We start from the raw sequence: 22,306 nt of genomic DNA, 5'->3' as shown, positions 1-22,306 counted from the left end.
CGAGCGATGGCCCTGAGGCAGAATGGAGGGAGCGGTTGACGACGATCTCGGGCCTGCCGGCCTTCCTCGCCTACTTCGCCGTCTCCCTCGGCCTGACCGCCCTCTACCTCGTCACCTACCTGACCGCGACGGCGCACCGGGAGATCGCCCTGGTGCGCGAGGGCAGCCTCGCCGCCTCGCTCGCCCTCGGCGGCAGCCTGCTCGGTTACTCGATCCCGCTCTCGGCGGCGGTGCGCTACGCCGGCTCGCTCCTCGACTGCATCGTCTGAGGGAGATCGCGCGCCCCGGACTCGTCGGCTTCGCCGCCGACGCGAGCGGGCCTGAGGATCTCGGCACCGCCGCCTACCTTCAGGACTGCGCGGTGCAGGCCGGCTGCGCGACGATCCTGCTCGACCTCGCGGGAATCGGCCTGCGGTCGGCACTGCCGAATGGCGGCCGGACCCTATATGCAGGCGAGCCGTGACCGAGATCCTGTTCTACCACCTCCAGCGCCAGCCCCTCGAGAAGGTGCTGCCGAGCCTCGTCGAGAAGTCGCTGGAACGCGGCTGGCAGGCGGCCATCCAGGCGGTGACCGAGGAGCGGCTCCAGGCCCTCGACGACGGCCTGTGGACCTACACCGACGAGAGCTTCCTGCCCCACGGCACCGATCGCGACACGGATGCGGCGACCCAGCCCGTGGTGCTGACCCTGCGCGGGACCAACCCGAACGGCGCCTCGATCCGCTTTCTCGTGGAGGGGGCGGAACTGCCGGAGGAGGCGCAGGCCTATCAGCGGATCTGCATCCTGTTCGACGGCACCGACACCGACGCGCTGCTGCATGCCCGCGAGCAGTGGCGCGTCGCCAAGGCCGCCGGCCACGCCGTGGCCTACTGGCAGCAGGACGAGAGCGGGCGCTGGACCAAGAAGGCGTGAGGCACAAGAAGGCGTGAGACCCTCGCGCGTGCGGCGAGGGCCCGGGCCATCGGTCGAGGAACGCGAAAGAGCCATGACGCAGCCCATCACACGCCGTCCGCGAGCCGGCGCGCTCCGGATCGGTCTCGCCGGCCTCCTGTCCGTCGCGGTCGGGCTCGGCCCGTTGCCGGCCCTCGCCCAGCCCGGTCCCGGCGAGGGCCAGACGCAGGGGAAGGGCCAGACTTCAGGTCCGAACCAGGGCCGCAGGGCGCCGGAGGGGCGGCGCCTGCCGCCGGACGCGACCACCGAGCACGGCATCGACCTGCCGAACGGCGGATCGCTGAAATTCACCGCGACCGCCGGCAGCCTCGCCCTGGTGGACGAGGAGGGCAAGCTCCAGTCCGAGATCGCCTTCATCGCCTACACGCGGGCGGGCAAGCCCGAGGAGGCCGCCGCACGGCCGATCACCTTCGGCGTCAACGGCGGCCCCGGCGCGGCCTCGGCCTATCTCGACATCGGCGCGATCGGCCCCTGGCGCCTGCCGACCGACGGCGCCTCGATCAGCCCGTCGCAGGCGATCGCGCTCCAGCCGAACCCGGCGACCTGGCTCGACTTCACCGACCTCGTCTTCATCGATCCCGTCGGCACCGGCTACAGCCGCGCGGCGGACGGCGACGCCAAGAAGTACTGGAGCGTCGATGCGGACGCCTCCGTGCTCGCCGCGGCCATCGCCCGCTATCTGCGCCAGAACGACCGCCTCGCCTCGCCGAAATTCTTCGTCGGCGAGAGCTACGGGGGCTTTCGCGGGCCGCTGATCGCGCAGAAGCTGCAACAGGACGTCGGCGTCGGCCTGTCCGGGCTGGTGCTGCTCTCGCCGGTGCTCGACTTCGCGTGGCTGCAACCGGCCCGCACCACGCCCTGGGGCTTCGTGACGAGGCTGCCCTCCTTCGCCGCCGCCGCCCTGGAGCGCGCGGGGACGGTGCCGAGCCGGCCGCTGATGAAGGAGGCGGAGGCCTACGCGGCGGGCGAATACCTCACCGACCTGCTGAAGGGCCCGGCCGACCGGGAGGCGGTGACGCGGCTGACGGACAAGGTCTCCGCGCTGACCGGGCTCGATCCGCAGATCGTGCGGCGACAGGCCGGGCGGCTCACCGCGAACAGCTACCAGCGCGAGATCGGGCGCGACACCGGCCGCGTCTCCTCGGCCTACGACACCGGCGTGACCGGCTGGGACCCGGACCCGACCGCGCCGCATTCGGGCTTCGAGGACCCGGTGCTCGACGCGCTCCAGGCGCCGCTCACCACCGCGATGGTGCAACTCTACCAGGGCCGCCTGAACTGGCGCGTCGAGACCATGCGCTACGAACTGCTCAACGGCGCGGTCAATCGCGGCTGGAACTGGGGCTCGGGCCGCTCGGCACCGGAGGTCATGGGCGCGCTGAAGGACGTGCTGGCGCTCGACGGGCGGATGCGGGTGCTCGTCGCCCACGGCTTCACCGACCTCGTCACGCCCTACTTCACCTCGAAGCTGCTCCTCGACCAGATGCCGGTCTACGGCTCGGCCGACCGCCTGAAGCTCGCGGTTTATCCCGGCGGCCACATGTTCTACACGCGGCCCGACTCCCGCAACGCCTTCCACGACGACGCGGCCGAGCTGTTCGCCCGCGCGCTGGAAACCCGCTCGGACGGAAGCGCCCGCCAGGGCCCGGCCTCGGGGGAGACCACGCCGGAGAAGAGGCCGACGCCTTGAGACCTGTCGCCCGATACGTCCCGTTCCTCGCCGCCGCCGTGCTGGCCGGCTGCAACACGTCGGAACGCGCCGCGCCGATCCCGGCGCCGCCCCCGCCCGGGGCGGTCCTGCCGCCGCCGCCGGCCCCGGCCGCCTTCACCGGGCCGGTCCTCGACGCGAACGGCGCCTGCACCGGCCCGGCGCCCGGCACCGCCGCCGCGATCGAGACCGGCATCGGCGAGTGCGATCTCGTGCGCCTGAAGGGCCGCAAGCCGACCGACGTGCTGCTCGGCGAGGGCCGCGCCGGCCGGGAGGTCCAGGTGCTCTACGCCGAGCCCGGGGCCAGGGAGCTGTATTTCTTCGTGAACGACCGCCTCGACCGTATCGTTCGTTGACGCGCGCCGCGGGTTGGGCCCGCGCTTGCTTGCCGCGAGGCGGCCGGCCCGGCACCTCGCCGGGCGGGGAGGGCGGGACGCGGCGATGGCACACGAATACCGGTTCGGCATCGAGGAGGAGCTGTTCCTGGCGAGCCGCCGCACCCGGGCGGCGCCGCGCGCGTCGGTCTCGGCCTTCCACGAGGCGGCGCGGAGCCGGCTGGAGGGCGTCGAGCGCGAGATGCTGGAGAGCCAGGCCGAGATCTGTTCCAAGCCCTCGGCGAGCTTCGCGGAGACGCACGAGGCCCTGGCCAAGCTGCGCACCGGCCTGTGCGCGATCGGGCGCGAGCACGGGCTGAAGGTCTTCGCCGCCGGCACCCACCCGACCGCGGTCTGGACCGACCAGCGCGAGACCGCCAAGGTCCGCTACCGCAAGATGATCGAGACGCTGCAGATGGTCGGGCGGCGCTCCATCGTCAGCGGGCTGCACGTCCATGTCGAGGTGCCGGAGCCCGACCGGCGCATCGACCTCGTCAACCGGCTGATGCCGTTCCTGCCGGTGCTGCTCGCGCTCTCGACCTCCTCGCCCTTCTACGAGCGCCATCGCACCGGTCTTGCCGGCTACCGCCTGCGCGCCTACGCCGAGCTGCCGCGCACCGGGCTGCCCGAACGGTTCGACGGCGCCGCCGATTTCGAGCGCTACGTGCGGGTGATGACCCGGGCCGGGGCGGTCGAGGACGCGACCTATTTCTGGTGGCACATCCGCCCCTCGATCCGCTACCCGACGCTCGAACTGCGGGTCGCCGACAGTTGCACCCGCCTGAAGGACACGCTCGCCATCGCCGCGCTCTACCGCTGCCTCGTCCGGCTGTGCGTGCGCCGGCCCGACCTGAACGCGGGGCCGACCGGGGCCTCGCGGGGCTTCGTGATGGAGAACCTGTGGCGGGCGCAGCGCGACGGCGTCCACGCCGCCCTGATCGACGAGGCTGTGGAGGAGGCGGTGCCGGTTCGCCGCCTCGTGGAACGCCTGCTCGACCTCGTGGCGGAGGACGCGGCGGCGCTCGGCTGCAACGCCCAGGTCGCCCACGCCCTCACCATCGCCGAATGCGGCTCCAGCGCCGACGGGCAGGTCCGGGTCCACGAGGCGGCCCTGGCCGCGGGCGGCAGCGCGCGCAAGGCGTTGTCCTGCGTGATCGACTGGCTCGCCCGCGAGACGGGCGACTGCGCGGCGTAAAGGCCTCCGGCTCCGTCCGCCAGGAACATCGCCCGCCCGCTCCGGTTGCTCCGGCAACACCGTTTTACCGTGAGGAGCCTGCCATGAGAATGCCCGTCACCGCCGCCGCCTGCCTGCTCATGCTGGGCGCGGCGGGGATCCCCGCCCATGCCCAGTCGGTCGGTGAGAAGACCGGCGTGAACGCGCTGATCGGCGTCGCTCCCTCCTCGCAGGACTTCGTCACCCAGGCCGTGATCGGCGACCTATTCGAGACGCAGTCGAGCCAGCTCGCCCTCGAGAAGTCGGACGAGAAGACCAAGGTCTACGCCCAGAAGATGATCGACGATCACAAGAAGGTTTCGGACGAGCTGAAATCCGTGATCCAGACCGGCGACATGAAGCTCGACGTCCCGACCGCGCTGGACGCGTCCCACCAGAGCAAGCTCGACAAGCTCAAGGGCCTGAGCGGCGACGACTTCACCAAACAGTACCACGACGATCAGGTGACGGCGCATAAGAACGCCACCGACCTCTACAAGCGCTACGCCGATGGCGGCGACAACGCGGCGCTGAAGGCCTTCGCCCTCAAGACCAAGCCGCATCTCGACGAGCACCTGAAGATGGCCCAGGATCTCGACAGGAAGTAGGTTTCGGGCGGCTTCGGGGCGGTGTTCCGAGGGGAAAGCCGCCCCCGCATTGCCCGGCCGTCATCGCGAGGCTCGGCGCACGCAAACCGGAACCACGGCGGCCACGGATCGTCCGCCCCGTGGCGCATACCAAGCTGCATGGAAGCCGACCGATGGTCGGCTTCCCTACGTCCGGCGGGCGCCCGCCGCCGCGCCTTCGCGCGGGCAACCGGCGATGAGTCAAGGTCATCGCCGATTGTATCATACGGACATCCGGCGGTTGATGACTTCGGCCTCTCCTGCGTCATCGCGAGGCGAAGCCGTGGCGATCCAGGGCGCGACCGGTCCGGAAAGGGCGCGCCCTGGATCGCTTCGCGGCCGCTCGCGAGGACGGAGGGGGGCGAAACCCGAAGCGATCAAGCGGAAACGGTATCAGTCCCTCGCCAGAAACCGCGCGGCCTTCGCCCGGATCACCTCGGCCGCCCGCTCGATGCCGGCACGGTCCACGTCGAGATGGGCGGTCGCCCGGATCCGGTGCGTGCCGATCGCCCGCACCCGCACGCCGTCTTCGAGGCAGGCGGCGGCGAAGGTCGAGGCGGTGATGCCCAGCCCCTCCACGGTGAAGCAAAGGATGTTCGACTGCCCGGCCGTCGGATCGAAATCCAGGCCCGGCACGTCGGCGATCGCCCGGTGCAGGCGGCCGGCATGGGCGTTGTCCTCGGCGAGTTGGGTCATGTGGTGGTCGAGCGCGTAGAGCCCGGCCGCCGCCAGCACCCCCGATTGGCGCAGGGCGCCGCCGAGCCGGTACTTCCACTGCCACGCCTGCTCGATGAAGGCCCGCGTGCCGCACAGCACGGCCCCCACGGGGCAGCCGAGCCCCTTGCTGAGATCGATCCAGGCGCTGTCGAAGCCGGCCGCGTACTCCGCCGCCGAAATGCCCGTGGCCACGACCGCATTGAGCAGGCGCGCGCCGTCGATATGCGCCTTGAGGCCGCGCGCCTGGGCGAAGTCGCGGATCAGGCGCATCTCGCCGACGTCCCAGACGGTGCCGCCGGAAAAGCTCGTGGTCTGCTCGATGGAAACGAGGCGCGAGCGCGGCGCCGTGCGCTGCGGAACCCGCACCGCCGCCTCGACCTGGGCGAGGGTGAACAGCCCGACCCGTGTCGGCAGCGCCTTCACCGAGACGCCGCCGATCGCCGCCGCACCCGCGGCCTCGGTGTTGTAGATGTGGGACTGGTCGTCGACGATGATCTCGTCGCCCGGCCGGCAATGCACCAGGATCGAGGCGAGGTTGCACATGGTGCCCGACGGCATGAACACGGCCGCCTCCTGACCCAACAGGTCGGCCACCCGCTCGCACAGGGCGTCGGTGGTCGGGTCGGAGCCGGACTGCTCGTCGCCGACCTCCGCCCGCGCCATGGCCTCGCGCATGCCCGGCGTCGGACGCGTCTGGGTGTCGCTGAACAGGTCGATCATGGCGGATCCGTTCCGGTGAAGCTCGGGTAAGCCCGGTCGCCCGCAGCCCGACTCAGAGCCTGTTCGGCAGGCACTCTGAATGCATGTAAAATTCATCCGGCAGCAACCCCGTCTGAACGCCGTCAGGCCGGTCCGAGGGGTGGGCCGGAGGATTTTCATGTGCCTCACGAACGGGCGAACGGGCGAATATCTCGACAGCCGCTCCCGCGGCGCTCTAAATCTTGCCGTGCGGTTTTTCGCATTTAAAATTCTTTGAGTGCTCGATGAATAGAATTGAGCCCAGTATCGGGATCAGCCGCCGCTACCTGCACGACGAGGTGGCGGACCGGATGCGCGAATTGATCAGCGAGGGCGAACTGGAGCCGCGCGCCCGCGTCAACGAGAGCGAACTGACGGAGCGGTTCGGCATCTCGCGTACCCCCTTGCGCGAGGCGATCAAGATCCTCGCCACCGAAGGGCTCCTGGAGCTGCTGCCGAACCGCGGCGCGCGGGTGGCGAGCATCTCCCGCAACGAACTCGAAGAGATGATCGAGGTCATCGCCGGGCTCGAAGCCACCGCCTGCGACCTCGCCTGTCGCTCGATCACCGAGGACGAACTGGCCGAGATCGAGGGCAAGCACCGGGAGATGGTGGCCGCTTGGCAGGGCCGCGACGAAGCCGCCTATTTCCGGCTCAACCGCGAGATTCACGAGGCCATCATGCTGGCGAGCCGCAACACCAAGCTGCGGAGCCTCTATCTCGGCCTCACCGGCCGGATCCAGCGCTCTCGCTACAGCGCCCACCAGACCGAGGGGCAGTGGGCCCAGGCCGTGGACGAGCACGAGCGGATGATCCCGCTCCTGCGCGCCCGCGACGGCGAGGGCCTCGCATCGCTGATGCGCCGCCACATCCGCTCGAAGAAGCCGGTGATCGCCGCGATCTACGGCGAGGAGGAGGGCTGAGGCGTGCTTCCCGGCCCGCCGTCATCGCGCGCGGCAGCGATCGCGATCCGGCGGCGCCCCCTCTCCCGGATGTGCGGAGCCCTGGATCGCTTCGTCTCCGTCTCGCGACGACGGTCGGGTCAGCGCCCCTTGAAGTTCGGGGCGCGCTTGCCGAGGAACGCCTCCATCCCTTCGCGAAAATCCTCGCTCATGTAGGTCATCAGGATCAGGTCGTCGCCGGGGCGCTCGCCCTCCGACGCCGCGGCGGCGCCTTCCTCGGCGATCCGGCGCAGGCCCTCCTTGGTCGCCCGGAGCGTCAGGGGCGCATGGCCTGCCAGGAGCGTGGCGAGGGCGGTGGCCCGGGCGGCGACCGCGGCGGCATCCTCCGCCACCTCGTTGACGAGGCCGATCGCCAGGGCCTCGTCCGCCCCGACGAGGCGGGCGGTGAACAGGATGTCCTTCACCCGCGGGCCGCCGATCAGGGTCGCCAGCCGCCGCAGGGTGTTCTGCGACAGGCAGTTGCCGAGCGTGCGGGCGATGGGGAAGCCGAAGCGGGCGTCGCGGCTGGCGATGCGCATGTCGCAGGCCGCGGCGATCGCCGCGCCCCCGCCGGTGCAGGCTCCGGCGACCGCGGCGATGGTCGGCACCCGCAAGGACTCCAGGCTGCCGAGCACCCGATCCATGAAACGCTCGTAGCCGAGCGCGTCCTCCGGCTTGCCGAAGCTGCGGAACTGGGCGATGTCCGTGCCCGCGGCGAAGGCCTTGTCGCCCGCGCCGGCGACGATCACCGCCTTGATCGAGCGGTCCTCCTCGATCCGACGGCACAGATCGACCAGCCCGCGATACATCGCGAAGGTCAGCGCGTTGCGCGCCTGCGGCCGGTTGAGGGTGATGCGGGCAATCCCCGCCTCGTCCACCGCGAACAGGAGTTCGTCGGTCGAAGCGGTCTCGGCGGCGTCGTTCATGGGGCGTCCCTCGTCGGAGTTCCTCGGGCCGTGGTTTCGCCGACGACGCCCCGGGCGATCAAGTCGTCGATCGCCGCCGCGTCATAGCCGGCCTGGGCGAGGATGGCGCGGCTGTGCTCGCCGAGCAGCGGCGCGGGCCCGTGCACCCGCCCCGGCGTCGCCGAGAACTTGACCGGCAGGCCGAGCGTGCTCATCCGGCCGGCGCGGGCATGCTCGACCTCGACCACCATCTCGCGGGCCCGGGCTTGGGGATCGGCCTGCATGGCGAGCACGTCGAGCACCGGCCCGGCCGGCACGCCGCCGGCTTCCAGCCGCGCGAGCCACGCGTCCGACGGCGCCGTGCGGAAATGCGGGGCCAGCGCCTGCACCAGCGCCGCGCGGTTCGCCATGCGGTCGCGGTTCGCCGCGAAGCGCGGGTCGTCCGCGAGATCCTCGGCGCCGAGCACGGCGAGCAGGCGCAGCCAGTTGGTCTGGTTGGCCGCGCCGATGGTGATCCAGCCGTCCGCGGTCTCGAACGCCTCGTAGGGCGCGTTGAGCGGATGGGCCGAGCCCATCGGGCCCGGGGCCACCCCGGTCGCCATGGCGATGGCCGATTGCCAGTAGGTGAGGGTGATGCCCGCCTCGAACAGCGAGGTGTCGACCGCCTGCCCCTCGCCGGTCTTCAGCTTGTGGACATGGGCCGCGAGGACGCCTATCGCCGCCAGGATGCCGGCGGTGATGTCGGTGACCGGCGGGCCGCACTTCATCGGCGGCCGGCCCGGCCCCTCGCCGGTGATGCTCATCAGCCCGCTCATGCCCTGCGCCACGAGATCGAAGCCCGCCCGCTCGGCGTAAGGGCCCGAGCGGCCGAAGCCGGAGAGCGAACAGTAGATCAGCCCGGGAAACTCTTGCTTCAGAACCGCGTAGCCGAGGCCGAGGCGCTCCATGGTGCCGGCGCGGTAGTTCTCGATCAGCACGTCCGCACGGCCGAGCAGGCGGCGCAGCACCGCCTTGCCGTCCGCGCTCTTGAGGTCGAGGGCGATCCCCCGCTTGCCGCGGTTCATCATCATGTAGGCCGCGCTCTCGCCCTCGATCGCGGGCGGGACCGAACGGCGGGTGTCGTCGCCACCCTCGATCTTCTCGACCTTGACGACCTCCGCGCCCATGTCGCCGAGCATCAGCCCGCAGACGGGACCGGCCATGATGTGGGCGAGTTCGACGACCTTCACGCCGGCGAGGGGGCCGGACCTCTCGGCTCTCGTCATCGCCATGCTCTCAGCGAGCCCTCCGCAAGGGACGTGCACGCATAAGGCGAATCAGATGCCTGCCATCGGCCCATCGGACGCTTCCTATCCTTTTCCGTGCGATCGGCAGCCGGGGACGCGCCTCTCGAGAGGCCGCCAGTTCGGGCCGCCCGGATCGCATTATGAATTGGTTTTATGAGACGATGCGCCGATCAGGCAATCGATTTGAATGCGATCCGGCACAGACGACGACAGGTTTTGGATGGCACGAGAGCCTTGCTCGGCTCTCGTCGCGCCCCCGGACGGGTCATTCCCTGCGATCCGACACCATCCGCCGGCAGGTTCCGATCCGACCCGAACAGGGGAGCGGCTCCGGGCAGCCGAACGGGAGCTTCGCCCGCGATGGAACGCGTGGGCGAAGCTCCCGGTTGTCGGCGAAAGCGTGGCCGTCGAACCTGTGTCGCGGCGCGGGCTTGGTGGAGGGATCGATGCGCGGGTCGAACACGGTACTCGGGATCGCGGCGGCTCTCGTCGCGGCGACGGTGGCGGGAACCGCCACGGCACAGGCGGCGTGCGCCCGCAGGATCGTCAACAAGTCCGGCTACATCGCCCTCGTCAGCCGCGACGGCGGCCCCTGGGTCGCGGTGCGGCCGGGCCGCTCGCAGACGATCAACTACTATCAGTCCGGCCGCATCGACGTGGCGCTGACCTGCGGTCCCGGCGCCCTGCCGGAGCAGGCGGCCTATCGCGCGAGCTATGACACCGTCGCCGTGATCGACCGCTGCTACATCCGCTTCGGCGACGGCTTCTTCGAGGATCAGCTCGGCGGCGGCTTCTTCGCCCGCAAGGACACCGCACCGCTCGCCCTCGACAATCCGCGCCAGGGCGACCTCGTCGTCGGCCCGCAGGCCGGCGGCTGCCCGGCGGCGGAGCGGGCCGCGATCAGCACCCGCTATTAGGCATCGCTCCCGGGGCGTGTTAACCCGCGCGCCCCGTCGTCAGCGACGACGTGCCGAGACGAGATCCGAGACAAGATCCATGCGCTCGATTCTTCCCATCGCCGGAGCCATCGCCCTCGCCATGACCAGTGCCGCTTCCGCCGCCCAGCCCGTGACGCTGCCCTCGGGCCTCGGCTACATCGACGAAGTGGTCGGCACCGGCCCCGAGCCGAAGGCCGGCCAGCAGGTCACCGTCCACTATACCGGCTGGCTCGACGAGGGCGGCGGCAAGCGGGGCAAGAAGTTCGACTCGTCGCGCGACCGCGGCCAGCCCTTCTCCTTCACCATCGGCGCCGGCCAGGTGATCCGCGGCTGGGACGAGGGCGTCGCCACGATGAAGGCCGGCGGCCGCCGCATCCTGACGATCCCGCCGGACCTCGGCTACGGCGCCCGCGGCGCCGGCGGCGTGATTCCGCCGAACGCCACGCTGATCTTCGACGTGGAGCTGATCGGCTCGCGCTGATCGCGGACGGGCGGGGCCGGCCCCTGTGCCGGCCCCCTCGGCAGCCTCAGACCAGCTTGTGCTCCCTGGCCAGCGCCATCAGGTCGCGCTGGGGACGGGCGCCGACATGGTCGATCACCTCGGCCGCCGCGAGCGCGCCGAGACGCGCGCTCGCCACGTAGTCGATGCCGCGGGTGTAGCCGGCCAGGAAGCCCGCGGCGAACAGGTCGCCGGCCCCGGTGGTGTCGACCACCTCCCGCGCCGGGAAGGCCTCGACGGAGCGCACCTCGCCGCCGCGCACCACCAGCGCGCCGTCGGCCGAGCGGGTCACGAGACCGAGCAGGTGCTTGCCCTGGCCGCCGCGCTCCTCGCGAAGCGCGGCGATGGCGGCCTCCGGATCGTCGGTCTGGTAGAGGCTCTGAAGCTCGCCGATGTTGGCGAACAGGATGTCGATGCTGCCGTTGCGGATCAGGTCGAGGAATTCCTCGCGGTAGCGGCCGACGCAGAACGCGTCCGACAGGGTCAGCGCGACGGCGTTGCCGGCCGAGTGCGCCACCTTCACCGCCTTGCGGAACGCGTCCTTGGCGGCCGGCGGGTCCCAGAGGTAGCCTTCGAGATAGGTGACGCGGGCCGCGCGCACGGTCGCCTCGTCCACGTCGTCGGGCGAGAGGCCCTGGCAGGCGCCGAGATAGGTGTTCATGGTGCGCTCGCCGTCGGGCGTCACCAGGATGAAGCAGCGGGCGGTCGCCGGGCCATCGGTGGCGGGCGCCACGTCGAAGCGCACGCCGGTCGCCTTCAGGTCGTGGCCGAACAGCCGGCCGAGCTCGTCCTCGCGCACCTTGCCGACGAAGCCGGTCCTGGCGCCGAGCACGGCCGCGCCGACGGCCGTGTTCGCGCCCGAGCCGCCCGAGACGACGGTCGCTGGCCCCATCACCTCGAACAGCGTCTCGGCGCGGGGCTCGTCGATGAGCTGCATGGCGCCCTTCGCGACGCCTTGCTCGACGAGGAAGTCCTCGTCGGCATGGGCGATCAGGTCGACGATGGCGTTGCCGAGGACGAGAAGGTCGAGGGGTTGGGACATCGGGCCGTCCGGTCTCGCGTGAGGGATGACGGGGCCTGTCGCACCCCGCTCGACGAGCGTCAAGCAACGGCCGGATCAGGGCTCGGCGAACAGGGCCGCCACGGCGAGCGTGAGATCGGGCGGATCGAGGGAGAGGTCGCCGGAGGCGGCGATGCGGGTCTCGATCAGGTCGCCCCGCCGCGGCGGTGGTGGTGGATCACCCTGTCACACGGGCGACGACGTGGTGCAGTTGGGAGAGGGCAGGGGGCCCGTGGAGCACGCCAACCGCATGGCTAGCCGATGCGCGCCTGTTGGCAGCGGCGTGATGGGGCCGACGTCACGTGGCCGAACAGTCGGAAGCCGCCAATTGTCGGCCCCGGCGGTCCGAAGATGCCTGCAAGGATAGATGCTGATCTAGCTCAGAGCGTTCCGGCTCAGGGACCTACTTCGATGCAACTGCGGGAGGGCACCGATTTATCCCTTACGATCGTGCCAAAATATACCGAGTGTGTATGTCATCGCTAACTGGCGGTAGAGGTAGGAAATTGGCGCGTGGGAGGGTGTAGCACCCATGCGCACCCAGAATGGGCGCGGCATTTGTCGGCCCTCGGCGGCGGGGCGCAAACGGCTTGTCGAACCTCATGGCTGTCGCCCCAGCCGTGCCCAGTAGCGCTGGATCGTGCTTTTGCCGGGTGTTCGCGCCGCGCCGAACCGTTCGAGGCACAAAGTATAGGTGTCCTTCAGTAGTTGCCGGCCCAAGCATTCTGCCAGGAACGCCGCCACGGCCGGATCGTGATCGATGCGGCATCGTGGGTTGGCGAGCAGCCGGGCCGGGGACACGTCCGCCACGGCAAGCTTGCGCCGGCAGTCCAGCAACTCGGCGTAGTGAGCGAGCGGGATCGTCACCACTTCGACGCCGGAGATGACCGCCACGGGCGGGTGTGCGGGATGCTCAGACATGCGGTCGGTCTGCCTCCGGGTGTGCCCCCGGCCGTTCGGCGAGGTCCGCGCCGGCCATGCGGATCAAGAAGGCAATCTGGCCCTCGTCCAGATGGCCGCGCGCCTCCCACGTGGCCTCGATCGCCGCGAGGCGTCGCCGATGCAGGCCGATCACGCCGGCCGGCACCTTGGAGCCGCCACAAGCGGTGCCCTGCAACCGCTCTTCCGGCCGCGCTGTCGGCTCACCCTGCCGGGCATCGCCGACGCGCGGGCCACGAAGAAGCGCATCGACTTCACACGCGATCCGGAGCGCTTCCGGATGCAGGCTGGGCCGCGCCGTCGTCAGGCCGGCCAAGTAGTCGAGCGAGACGCCGAGCGCCGTCGCGATGCTCACGGCGGTGCCGATGGTGGGATTGCGCGCCCTGCCGTTCTCAAGCTCCCAGACATGCGACTTCGTGAGGTTCGCGTTGTCGGCGAGGGCTTGCAGCGACAAGCCGCGCGCCACCCTCAGTTCCTTCATCCGGCGCGCGATGGTGCCGGCGATGAATTCGGCGCTCGCAACAGCCACAGGAGGATGGGCGGTGTCCTCAGACATCACCTTGCCTCTCTTCACGATCGCGGCGAACAAAGTCGCAAACAGAGGTGTAACATGGGACGCGTGACAATCCGAATTTGACAATGGCGGCCTTCCGAACATCGTCAACATCTGCGGATTGTACGCGTGACATGATGAAGTTACGCACCTCAGGATCCTTATCGAGGCGAGAAAGTCGGCGGCGGCGCGGTCGTTCGAGGGTGAGTTGCTTAGAACCGCCTTTGCCCACTGCATCTCGCAACGCTCGCAGCGCCCGGTACTCTCCCGCGTCCACAATCGCGATCTCAACGCCGCCGACCTGGGCGAAGGCCGGCAAGCCGGCAGGATCGTCCAGCCCGCGCGCCGCCCGGCCGGATGGCGCCTTCTTCAAGGCGGCTTGAACGCCCCTCGAAACCTGCCCGCCGTTGCCCGCGCCGCTCATGGCTCCCCCCGCTTGTGCATCGGGATGCCCAGCAGTTCCGCCCGCATGAAGGCCACGGTCTCGGTAGAGAGGCCCTTGTGCCGCGCGGCGGCGTCCAGGGCCTTGCCAGCCGCCTTCGCCAGCCGCGCCGCCACCTCAGCCTCAAGCTTCTGCCGGTGCTCGGTCGAGGTTTTCTGCGCCATGACGATGGACTGGTAGGCGCGCGACAGTTCCATCGCCTGTTTCGGCGATTTGTTGCCGGCCCCGTCCTCGACAAGCTCGGTGATGAGCGTCTTCAAGAACTCGCCGAGGTGCATGGTGGAACGGCCGATGTCCGCCGGCTCAAGATCGTCCGCCATGCTTTCGTAGAGCGCCTTAGTGTTGTGTATCCGCCGCTGTGCGGCGGCGACGCGCATCGCCCGCTTGTTGAAGGCGGTGCTTTTGATGCCCTCGATCCCCTTGGCCGCGAGGCGGGCGTTGAGTTCGACGCGGATGTCTTCCTGCGTGCGCTTGCGCTGCGCGAGCTCGCGCATCGCCCACACCACGTCGTCTTCCGCTTCCTCCGGCAGGAGATCGAAGGCGGTTAAGCGGCCCCGGCCGGCCATGTCAGGCCCCCAGCGCCGGTTGCTTGATGCCCTCGATCCGGCCACGCCGAAGGATGTGATCGACGCCGGCCGTCGAGATCTCGGCGATCAGCACCGTGCCCACCTCGGTCATCTTGATCGCGCCGATCTCCTCCATCTTGCGCAGTTGGGTCCGAACCCATTCGCGCGTGCGGAAGTGGCCCGACGCCTCCAAAAACTGCGTGCACAGCATGTCGTTCAGCCGGCCGTCGCTCTGCTGGTAGAGCGTCGTCAGGAGGGCGAGGCGCGCATCCTCCTCGATGGCGCGCGTGACGTTCTGGCTCACTTGTGTGGTCTCCTCTTTCTCTCTGCCTGGAACCTCAGGCGGCGGCTTCCATGAACGGGTCGAGCGGACTGGCCTCGCCGTAGTCCACCGGCCCGGCACCCAGGCGGCTTGCGGGCGACGGGCACAGCTTCAAGCCGGAGCGGAGCCGCCTGCGCAGGTTGTAGACGGATCGTTCCGAGAGGCCGGCGGCGCGGGCGGCCCCGGCGACGCTGGCACCTTCGTCCAGGGCATGGCTGGCGGCCAGCCATGCCCTTTGCAGCTTCCCGGCTGGGCCTTGCGGCAGGGGGATCGTCTTGCAGACGTAGCGCCGCTGTAGCGCCTCGACGCCCTTGCTCCCGACCACCCGCAACAGCCAGTGATCCACCGGGACTTTGCGGGGCACGTAGAGGCGAGCGCCGCCCCGCGTCCAGGCGAGCTTCACGGCCGCTTCGAGGCCCGCCGCCTCGGCCACGAGGCGCAGCGCGGCCGGGAGGTGCAGGGCATCGAGCGCCTGGCGGTCCATCGCCTCACTCATGCGCCCGCCCCGTGTCGGAACGCGCCCATCCGCGTCCGAGGCCGGGAGGCGGCTTCCCCGGCGGTGGCTTGGCGAGCCCGGCCGGCGCAGCTACCTCTTGCGGCTATCGCCGTCGCCGGCTGTCTCGGCCGGCACGGCTTCGCGCGCGGGAGGCGCAGCATGGTCGCCATCCGCACGGCGCAGCCGCTTAACCGCACACCGGCCGGGATCGGCTCTCGGCCGGCAGCGCCGGAGCGGCCAACCGTGGCTTCGAGCAACGTACCGGGACCGCCGGAGGCGGATGCGCTCGCGGAGGCTCTGGGAACCGTTCTGGCGGCGGTCCACCACCGCGCGGCGGCGGTGCGCGCGAGCGTCAACGACGTGCCTGATACTCTTTCTCTTTACGCTCTTCCTCCTCGCGCTCAAGTCTGCGCGCAAGGATACTGCGCTGCATATGGAGGGGGAGGTGGGCGTACTTGGGGTCGAGATCGATGCCGGGATCACTCACAGCAAACCTCTCAGGCGTTCGGTGCGCTCAAGGCTGGCCTTGACCTTGGCTTGTTTCGCCCCGTGCTCACGGTCGCGGCGGGTGCCGGGCGCCTCGCGGACGGCCCGCCCGATCTCCGCGTCTTCCTCGCGTAGGGTGACGTTCGCGCCGATCGGCGCGGGCTCCGGCGATCCGGCCCGCTCGGCCGAGCGCCGCATGCGCTCGCCGAGGTCGAGGGGCCGCGCCATGGCGATCAGGTCCTTCGCGGTCGTCTGCGCCGCGCGCTCGCGCACCGTCGCCTCCACGGCGCCGTCCTTCGACAGGAACGGATACTCGGTATCCTCTTGAGCGATCCCGATGTGCCGACCGTCCATCGTGAACACCGGCACGGCGTTCCACGTGGTGTACTTCGGCAGGCGAATGGTGACGCGCTCGCCCTCATATTCGAACAGCTCGGGGCAGTAGAATTCCACGGCGTTGGCCTGGATCTTCCCCCGGCGGACGATACGGGTCTCGGCGGTGGAGAACGCCATGAACAAGGCGTTCTCGTCGGCGGTGGTCCGGGTCCAGCCGTCCCGTAGGGCGTGGTGGTAGGCGTCGTTGGGGGAGAGGCCCTTGAGGCCACCCGATTGGGCCCGGCTGTTGTAGTAGGCGAGCCGGCCATTCACCTCGTCCCGGTAGGCGTCGATGCCGAGGCCGTAGGGGGTCGGCGCGCGGCCGACGTTGGCCGTCTTCGACTTCATCCTGTCGCCGCCGATGTAGCCGGGTAGCGAGGCGAACAGGGTCCGCTCGATGATGCCGAAAGCCCCTTCGATCAGCCCCTTGGCCTGCGCGTTGTAGGGTCGGGCATTCACGAGCGGGTCGGTGCGGTCGAAGGCCTCGCCACGGAAGCCCGTGAGCTGCATCGCATCCTTAAGGAAGTCAGCGAACAGGTACTCAGACCCGTTGTCGAGGTAGAGCATCGCCGGCATGCCCCAGGCCGGGTCACGGACCATGTTGAGGAAGCTGGCGATCAGGTCGCTGTTGCGGATGCCGGTGCCAGCGTCGCACAACACCACGTCCCAGCGGATGCGGCGGGTGCCGACATCCTTCCACGCGATCAGCTTCGGCGTGGCCGTAGTGCCGTCAGCCCGCTCGATCAGCGTGTCGGTGTGGTGCACATCGCCGAGCACGAGCCCCATGGGCGGGATGCCGGTGGTGCTTCGGCGGATGCGGGGCCGGGCATCCTCGAACGCCTTGCGGTCGTGCTTGAACTCGTGGCCGCGCCGCACCCGCTTGTCCCGCTCCACGAAGGGGCGGGGGAGGGCGCAGGCTTCGACAAGGGCTGTCGCGGTGCCGGCGAAGCCGGCGGCGGCGGTGAGGTCCTGAAGGCGCTCGGAGGCGAGGCGCATCACGTCGCCGAGGCTGGCGTTGCTGCCCCACAGGTCGCGCACGTCCTGCCGTACCTCGGCGGCGATCCGCTCCCTGGTCTCCGGGTCGAGGTGCGCCGTGGCCCGGTCCCACTTCCTGGTCAGGATGAGCTTGGGGGCGGTGCCGGTGCGCTTGCTTCGGCCCAGGGCGGTCATGTCGCCGTCGCCGTAGCGCTCGATCCACCGCTGGATCGTGCGCTCGGGGACGCGCTCGCGGCGCTGATGGATGGGGTGGTAGTGTTCGCGCCCGGCGATCTCCCGGACGGCCGTTGCGCGCTCGGATGTGCCGGCCTTGGCGGCGAGGGCAGGGCGGATCACGCTGAACCGCCACTCGCGCAGTTCCAGCGCCGCATCGGTGCGCAGCGGCTCGGGCTTCAACGCCCGTTGAAGCTCCTGCCAGCGCTGTTGAAGGCCAACGGGAAGGCTATCGACGCGGACTTCGAAAGCGTTGCCTGCGCGGCCACCACCCCGTGGGGTGCGCGTTGGACGCACCTCTAGATTGACGCCGTGCCATTGGAGCGAGGAGCCGGAAATAATCGCGGCAAGCGCCTTGGCGCCTCCTCGCCGGGTCATACCCGCGAGTTGGCTGAATGCGACTGTGCCTATCCAGACGCTCATCCCAGTCACGCCGAGATCCGAACGAGAGCAGCGAGGCGCTGCCTCAGATCACGAGCGGCTGGGCCATCTCGACGCCCCGTGAGGACGGAAGTCGCCCACTGCCGAGATATGCCGTTGGCCTCGCACCACTTCGTAAGGGAGGTGCCCTGCTGTACAAGCGACCCGCGGACGGCTCGGAGCAGATCAGGCGACGGGGACGGCATCGCATCAACCTTTTTGAAGTCAGAATGCAATCATGGTTGCATTCTGACTTCAGGTCAACGGTCCATGCCAGAAAATCCGGCCATCGCGTATATCGACGCTTTAAAAGCTAAGCTGGCGTGTTCCAGCGACGAGCAACTTTCGCGGAGGCTTGGCCTTGGCAAGAGCACACTTGCCTCATGGCGGCTTCGCGCAAGCGTTCCCAAGCGTGTTCGGGACTATGTGCTTGTCGAGTATGGAATTGATTATGATCGTATCGTCCAGAACGATGATGGCCGAGAGAAAGTTATTCGCGACCAGATACAAACGGCTTTCTACATCTCGATTTTAAGAATTGGTCGTTATCTGACGGAGGGAGATTTAGTCGAGGTCGCGTCATGGATTGCCGGTAATGAGCACCTGATAAGGAACTTCTTCATGGGCGACTTCGAGAAAGAGTTCGGAAAGATATACAATAACCCAGAAGAGTTCACGCAGATGTTGATGCGAGTGGCGCGTGGCGAACAAGGAGGCCCTGAGGCCATCTTGAGCTTCAAGCGGCAGCAACAGGAGGGTGCCAGTGAGCATGGCGAGTTCCCCACCTAGTTCCCCACCTCTCCTTCGGTGCGCGGTCGTTGCAGCTTCAGTTCTCCACTGACGCGCTGTTTTTGCAATGATCTCAGATGTCTAGCCGTGGTGCTTCGATAAGTGGCGCTGGCGGCGCGTGGCGGTTCTCAGCCAGTGACTGGGGAACCATTGCGAACCGCCTAAGTTATTGAAGTTGCTTGCTTTCGCTGAAGCTGCCCGCCATTTAGCTTTAGCCGTCCGCCGCCATTTTTCGATCGCGTCCCCAAAACCGAGGCCTTCGAGGATCGCCTCACCGTTCGCATAAGATATATTATGGAACCAAAAGATCGATCGGTGAGCCAGTTTACCCCCGATCAACCATAAACCGCGTCGATTTTCCGGGATTTCGGCCCCCCCGATCTCGACCGTCGTCGAACGCCGCTCCGGGACGCAGGGCCCACGAACGACCCGGTGACCATGCTCCTGCATCAAGGATTCACGCTGGTGGCAAGGACAGGGTGCGGGCCTCTCGCAATCGTCACAATCATCGGGCAACACGTGGAAACATTTCCGGTCGTCCAGACACGTCGCCATGCTGATCCGCTTCCTCACCGGCCTGACCCTCGCCGGCCCGCTCGCCGTATCCGCCGTGGGCGCCCAGCCCGATGCGCCGCCGGTCACCGGTCCCTCGAGCCCGGCCCCGGCCACACGGCTGCCGGTGAAGCTGCCGCGGCTCGCCGCGTTGCTGGGACGGGACGGCGACGTGCGGATCGTGGCCTTCGGCTCCTCCTCGACGGAAGGAGCGGGTGCCTCGTCGCCGGCCATGGCCTACCCTGCCCTGCTGGAGCGCGACCTCGCGGAGCGTCTCCAGATCGGCGCGTCGAGTCGCCGCTCGATCACGGTGATCAACCGCGGCAAGGGCGGCGACACCGCCGAGGCGATGGCGCGGCGCCTGGAGCGCGACGTGCTGGCCGAGCGCCCCGACCTCGTGGTCTGGCAGACCGGCAGCAACGATCCGCTCGCCGGCGTGCCGCTGGAGCGCTTCGTCGCGCTGACCCGCGAAGGGATCCTGGCGATCCGCGCGACCGGGGCCGACGTGGTGCTGATGGACCAGCAATGGTGCCGCAAGCTCTCGGGGGCCGAGGGCGCCGAGCGCTACGGCGAGGCGCTGCACGCGCTCGCCGCCGAACTCGGCGTGCCGGTGATCCGCCGCCGCGCCCTGATGCAGGCCTGGGTCTCGCACGGCCTGATGACCCCGGCCCAGATGATCGGCCCCGACGGCCTGCACATGACCGATGCCGGCTACCGCCAGCTCGCCAAGGCGGCCGCCGCCCAGATCCTCGTCGGTGCCGGCCTGGTCCAGCCCTCGCTCGCCCGGAACTGACCGGGGCAGGGGGATCTTTCAGATGGGGAAAGCCCCCTCCCCGCCTTCACGCCGTCCCATGAAGCAGGCCGAACTCACCGAGGCGGCCTTGGCCGTCTTCCTCGATGCCTTCTACGCCCGGGTGCGCCGCGATCCGCTGATCGGGCCGATCTTCGCGCAAAAGATCCCGGACGAGGCGTGGCCGGCTCACCTCGCCACGATCCGCGATTTCTGGTCGTCGGTGCTGCTGAAGACCGGCCGTTACAAGGGCAACCCGTTCGGCCGGCATCTCGGCATCGAGGGGATCGCACCCGCGCATTTCGCGCGCTGGCTCGGCCTGTTCGAGGAGACCGCCGGGGAGGTTTTCGTGCCCGAGAGCGCCTCGGTTCTCGTGGAGCGGGCGCATCGCATCGGCGACAGCCTCAAGGCCGGTTTGTTCTTCCGGCCGGAGATGCGAGGGGGGCGGGCTTGACGCCACGGGCGCGGAGGCACGGGCTCTTCCGGCAGCGTTGCGGTTCTGGATGGCTTCGCTCACGCTCGCGATGACAGTCCGGGTCACCCTCTCCGGAAAGGGCGGGAGCGGACCGCTTCACCACGGCAGCAGGCCGAGCGATCGGTTTGAGAATCGGCCTCATACGACTCCGGTTGATGACTTCGGCCTGTTCTGCGTCATTGCGAGGCGAAGCGGTGGCAATCCAGGGCGCAACCTTTCCGGAGATGTCGCGCCCTGGATCGCTTCGCAGCCGCTCGCGATGACGGAGGATGGCGAAACCCGAAGTGATCAATCGGAAACGGTATCAGAGGTCGACCGTCGCCGTCAGCCCGTCATAGGCCGGCACCACGCTCGCCGGCAGCTTCTTCGCCAGCGTGGCATAGTCGAGATCGGTGTGGAGGTTGGTGAGGATCGCCCGCCGCGGCGCGAGCGCCTCGATCAGCGCCAGCGCGTCCGAGACCGAGTAATGCGACGGGTGAGGGGTCTCGCGCAGGGCGTCGATGATGAGCAGGTCGAGGCCGCGCAGGCGCGCCTTGGCCGCCTCGGGCATCAGGCTGACGTCCGGGGCGTAGGCGGCCGGGCCGAAGCGGAAGCCGTGGGCTTCCTCGTTGCCGTGCTCCATCGCGAAGGCCTCGGCCTCGATCGGGCCGCCCGCGCCGTCGATCGTCAGCGGTTCGCCCGCCCGCATCGCGTGCAGGTCGAGGATCGGCGGGTAGGCGCTGCCCGGCGGCGTCTCGAAGGCGTAGCCGAAGCGCCGGATCAGCATCGCGCGGGTGAGGGGATCGGCATGGACCGGGATGCGCCGGCGCATGTGGATGACGAGCGGGCGCACGTCGTCGATGCCGTGGGTGTGGTCGGCATGCGCGTGGGTGTAGAGCAGGGCGTCGAGGCGGGTGACGCCGGCGTCGATGAGCTGCTCGCGCAGGTCCGGCGAGGTGTCGATGAGCACCGTGGTGGCCCCCTGCCCTCGTCCCGCTCCTTCGCGCCGCTCCACCAGCAGCGAGCAGCGGCGGCGGCGGTTGCGCGGGTCGGACGGGTCGCAGGCGCCCCAGCCGTAACCGACCCGCGGCACGCCGCCGGACGAGCCGCAGCCCAGGATGCGCAGGCTCAGGCTCGGCATGCGCCCTCCCCTTCGCTCATGGGCCCACGCCCTCGACCGCCGCGGCCTTGGAGAACAGCCGGTAGAAGTTGGCCGTGGTGGTCTCGCAAAAGTCCTCGAAGGGCAGGCCGAGGGTCTTTGCCAGCACGCGGGCGGTGTCGGCGGTGTAGGCCGGCTCGCAGCGCCGGCCCCGGTGCGGCTCCGGGGCGAGGAACGGCGCGTCGGTCTCGACCAGGATGCGGTCGAGCGGCACGCTGCGGGCGATGTCGCGCAAGGCGTCCGAGCGGCGGAAGGTGACGATGCCGGAGAACGACACCGACAGGCCGAGTTCGACCCCGACTTGCGCCAGCCGGGCGCCGGACGAGAAGCAGTGCAGCACCGCCTTGAACGGCCTTTTGCCCATCTCGTCGCCGAGCACCGCCTCCATCTGCGCGTCGGCGTCGCGGGAATGGATCACCAGCGGCAGGCCGGAGAGGCGGGCGGCCTCGACATGCGCGCGCAGCACCCGCTCCTGCACCGCTTCCGGCGCGGCGTCCTCGTAATGGTAGTCGAGCCCTGCCTCGCCGATGCCGACGCAGCGCGGGGCTTCGGCCAGCGCGGCGATCCGGTCCGCCGGCACGTCGGGTTCCTCGGCGGCGCCGTGCGGGTGGGTGCCGACCGTGTACCAGACCGCCGCGTGCGCCTCGGCCAGGGCCCGGTAGCGGTCGGCCTTGGCCACCCGCGTCGAGATGGTGAGGAGGCGCGTCACGCCGGCCTCGGCCGCGCGGGCGATCACCCCGGGGATGTCGTCCGCGAAGTCGGGAAAGTCGAGATGGCAGTGGCTGTCGACCAGCATGG

The 22,306-nt window shown here is 69.6% G+C and carries 25 protein-coding genes; 12 read left to right on the top strand and 13 right to left on the bottom strand.

Annotated elements, in window-relative coordinates; genetic code table 11:
* The first annotated feature begins 35 nt into the window (after positions 1 to 35).
* The 6 genes from PGN25_22315 to PGN25_22290 all read left to right on the top strand — a co-directional run bounded on the left by PGN25_22315 (position 36) and on the right by PGN25_22290 (position 4,854).
* Positions 36 to 269, top strand: coding sequence for a DUF350 domain-containing protein (locus PGN25_22315; protein MEH3120237.1), 234 nt, complete (start codon positions 36 to 38; stop codon positions 267 to 269).
* A gap of 190 nt (positions 270 to 459) precedes the next feature.
* The gene (locus PGN25_22310) at positions 460 to 912 is read left to right on the top strand and encodes a DNA polymerase III subunit chi (GenBank protein ID MEH3120236.1); all 453 of its coding nucleotides are present in this window, start codon (positions 460 to 462) and stop codon (positions 910 to 912) included.
* A gap of 73 nt (positions 913 to 985) precedes the next feature.
* Entirely contained in the window at positions 986 to 2,641 is a 1,656-nt protein-coding gene (locus PGN25_22305; protein MEH3120235.1) for a peptidase S10, read from the top strand.
* A complete protein-coding gene (locus tag PGN25_22300) occupies positions 2,638 to 3,015 on the top strand; it encodes a hypothetical protein (protein MEH3120234.1) in 378 nt (125 codons plus the stop codon). Before PGN25_22305 ends, PGN25_22300 begins: the two co-directional genes overlap by 4 nt.
* A gap of 85 nt (positions 3,016 to 3,100) precedes the next feature.
* Positions 3,101 to 4,228, top strand: coding sequence for a carboxylate-amine ligase (locus PGN25_22295; GenBank protein MEH3120233.1), 1,128 nt, complete (start codon positions 3,101 to 3,103; stop codon positions 4,226 to 4,228).
* Positions 4,229 to 4,311: 83 nt separating this feature from the next.
* Positions 4,312 to 4,854, top strand: a complete 543-nt coding sequence (locus tag PGN25_22290; GenBank protein MEH3120232.1) for a DUF4142 domain-containing protein — start codon at positions 4,312 to 4,314, stop codon at positions 4,852 to 4,854.
* Between the two features lie 411 nt (positions 4,855 to 5,265).
* On the opposite strand, the gene PGN25_22285 is transcribed toward PGN25_22290, so the two are convergent.
* Positions 5,266 to 6,309 (bottom strand): threonine aldolase family protein, encoded by a 1,044-nt coding sequence (locus PGN25_22285; GenBank protein MEH3120231.1) that lies wholly within the window; start codon positions 6,307 to 6,309, stop codon positions 5,266 to 5,268.
* 263 nt (positions 6,310 to 6,572) lie between these two features.
* On the opposite strand from PGN25_22285, the gene PGN25_22280 reads away from it, so the two are divergent.
* A complete protein-coding gene (locus tag PGN25_22280) occupies positions 6,573 to 7,250 on the top strand; it encodes a GntR family transcriptional regulator (GenBank protein ID MEH3120230.1) in 678 nt (225 codons plus the stop codon).
* Positions 7,251 to 7,369: 119 nt separating this feature from the next.
* Here the strand turns inward: PGN25_22280 and PGN25_22275 are convergent, their stop codons facing one another.
* Positions 7,370 to 8,194, bottom strand: a complete 825-nt coding sequence (locus PGN25_22275) for an enoyl-CoA hydratase (protein MEH3120229.1) — start codon at positions 8,192 to 8,194, stop codon at positions 7,370 to 7,372.
* A complete protein-coding gene (locus PGN25_22270; protein ID MEH3120228.1) occupies positions 8,191 to 9,438 on the bottom strand; it encodes a CoA transferase in 1,248 nt (415 codons plus the stop codon). Before PGN25_22270 ends, PGN25_22275 begins: the two co-directional genes overlap by 4 nt.
* Before the next feature lie 467 nt (positions 9,439 to 9,905).
* On the opposite strand from PGN25_22270, the gene PGN25_22265 reads away from it, so the two are divergent.
* Both PGN25_22265 and PGN25_22260 read left to right on the top strand, forming a co-directional pair.
* Complete coding sequence (locus PGN25_22265) at positions 9,906 to 10,376, top strand: hypothetical protein (protein ID MEH3120227.1); 471 nt, start codon at positions 9,906 to 9,908, stop codon at positions 10,374 to 10,376.
* 79 nt (positions 10,377 to 10,455) lie between these two features.
* The gene (locus PGN25_22260) at positions 10,456 to 10,878 is read left to right on the top strand and encodes an FKBP-type peptidyl-prolyl cis-trans isomerase (protein MEH3120226.1); all 423 of its coding nucleotides are present in this window, start codon (positions 10,456 to 10,458) and stop codon (positions 10,876 to 10,878) included.
* Positions 10,879 to 10,924: 46 nt separating this feature from the next.
* Here PGN25_22260 and PGN25_22255 read toward each other — a convergent pair whose 3' ends face one another.
* The 8 genes from PGN25_22255 to PGN25_22220 all read right to left on the bottom strand — a co-directional run bounded on the left by PGN25_22255 (position 10,925) and on the right by PGN25_22220 (position 17,767).
* Positions 10,925 to 11,938, bottom strand: coding sequence for an adenosine kinase (locus PGN25_22255; protein ID MEH3120225.1), 1,014 nt, complete (start codon positions 11,936 to 11,938; stop codon positions 10,925 to 10,927).
* A 618-nt stretch (positions 11,939 to 12,556) separates the two neighbouring features.
* Positions 12,557 to 12,877: a hypothetical protein gene (locus tag PGN25_22250; GenBank protein MEH3120224.1), complete on the bottom strand. Its 321-nt coding sequence runs from the start codon at positions 12,875 to 12,877 to the stop codon at positions 12,557 to 12,559.
* Positions 12,870 to 13,451: a helix-turn-helix transcriptional regulator gene (locus PGN25_22245; protein ID MEH3120223.1), complete on the bottom strand. Its 582-nt coding sequence runs from the start codon at positions 13,449 to 13,451 to the stop codon at positions 12,870 to 12,872. Before PGN25_22245 ends, PGN25_22250 begins: the two co-directional genes overlap by 8 nt.
* Complete coding sequence (locus tag PGN25_22240; protein MEH3120222.1) at positions 13,444 to 13,872, bottom strand: hypothetical protein; 429 nt, start codon at positions 13,870 to 13,872, stop codon at positions 13,444 to 13,446. The genes PGN25_22245 and PGN25_22240 overlap by 8 nt, the downstream gene beginning before the upstream one ends.
* Positions 13,869 to 14,456, bottom strand: a complete 588-nt coding sequence (locus PGN25_22235) for a DUF3486 family protein (GenBank protein MEH3120221.1) — start codon at positions 14,454 to 14,456, stop codon at positions 13,869 to 13,871. The genes PGN25_22240 and PGN25_22235 overlap by 4 nt, the downstream gene beginning before the upstream one ends.
* Position 14,457: 1 nt before the next feature.
* Complete coding sequence (locus tag PGN25_22230) at positions 14,458 to 14,760, bottom strand: hypothetical protein (protein ID MEH3120220.1); 303 nt, start codon at positions 14,758 to 14,760, stop codon at positions 14,458 to 14,460.
* Between the two features lie 34 nt (positions 14,761 to 14,794).
* Positions 14,795 to 15,274 (bottom strand): helix-turn-helix domain-containing protein, encoded by a 480-nt coding sequence (locus PGN25_22225; protein MEH3120219.1) that lies wholly within the window; start codon positions 15,272 to 15,274, stop codon positions 14,795 to 14,797.
* Between the two features lie 483 nt (positions 15,275 to 15,757).
* Entirely contained in the window at positions 15,758 to 17,767 is a 2,010-nt protein-coding gene (locus PGN25_22220; protein ID MEH3120218.1) for a Mu transposase C-terminal domain-containing protein, read from the bottom strand.
* Positions 17,768 to 18,034: 267 nt separating this feature from the next.
* Here PGN25_22220 and PGN25_22215 point away from each other — a divergent pair, with 267 nt between their 5' ends.
* From PGN25_22215 to PGN25_22205, 3 genes are all read left to right on the top strand, one after another.
* Positions 18,035 to 18,553 carry a hypothetical protein gene (locus PGN25_22215; protein ID MEH3120217.1) on the top strand — a complete coding sequence of 173 codons (519 nt, stop codon included), beginning with the start codon at positions 18,035 to 18,037 and terminating at the stop codon, positions 18,551 to 18,553.
* A gap of 553 nt (positions 18,554 to 19,106) precedes the next feature.
* On the top strand, positions 19,107 to 19,898 hold the full coding sequence (locus PGN25_22210; GenBank protein MEH3120216.1) for an SGNH/GDSL hydrolase family protein: 792 nt from the start codon (positions 19,107 to 19,109) through the stop codon (positions 19,896 to 19,898).
* Positions 19,899 to 19,956: 58 nt separating this feature from the next.
* Complete coding sequence (locus tag PGN25_22205; protein ID MEH3120215.1) at positions 19,957 to 20,349, top strand: group III truncated hemoglobin; 393 nt, start codon at positions 19,957 to 19,959, stop codon at positions 20,347 to 20,349.
* 325 nt (positions 20,350 to 20,674) lie between these two features.
* On the opposite strand, the gene PGN25_22200 is transcribed toward PGN25_22205, so the two are convergent.
* Together PGN25_22200 and PGN25_22195 are read right to left on the bottom strand one after the other, a co-directional pair.
* Positions 20,675 to 21,490 carry an MBL fold metallo-hydrolase gene (locus tag PGN25_22200; protein ID MEH3120214.1) on the bottom strand — a complete coding sequence of 272 codons (816 nt, stop codon included), beginning with the start codon at positions 21,488 to 21,490 and terminating at the stop codon, positions 20,675 to 20,677.
* 16 nt (positions 21,491 to 21,506) lie between these two features.
* Positions 21,507 to 22,304, bottom strand: coding sequence for a TatD family hydrolase (locus tag PGN25_22195; GenBank protein ID MEH3120213.1), 798 nt, complete (start codon positions 22,302 to 22,304; stop codon positions 21,507 to 21,509).
* Positions 22,305 to 22,306: the final 2 nt, after the last annotated feature.

It is taken from the genome of Methylorubrum populi (assembly GCA_036946625.1).
GTDB lineage: Bacteria > Pseudomonadota > Alphaproteobacteria > Rhizobiales > Beijerinckiaceae > Methylobacterium > Methylobacterium populi_C.
This window is presented reverse-complemented; position numbering and strand designations above follow the sequence as displayed.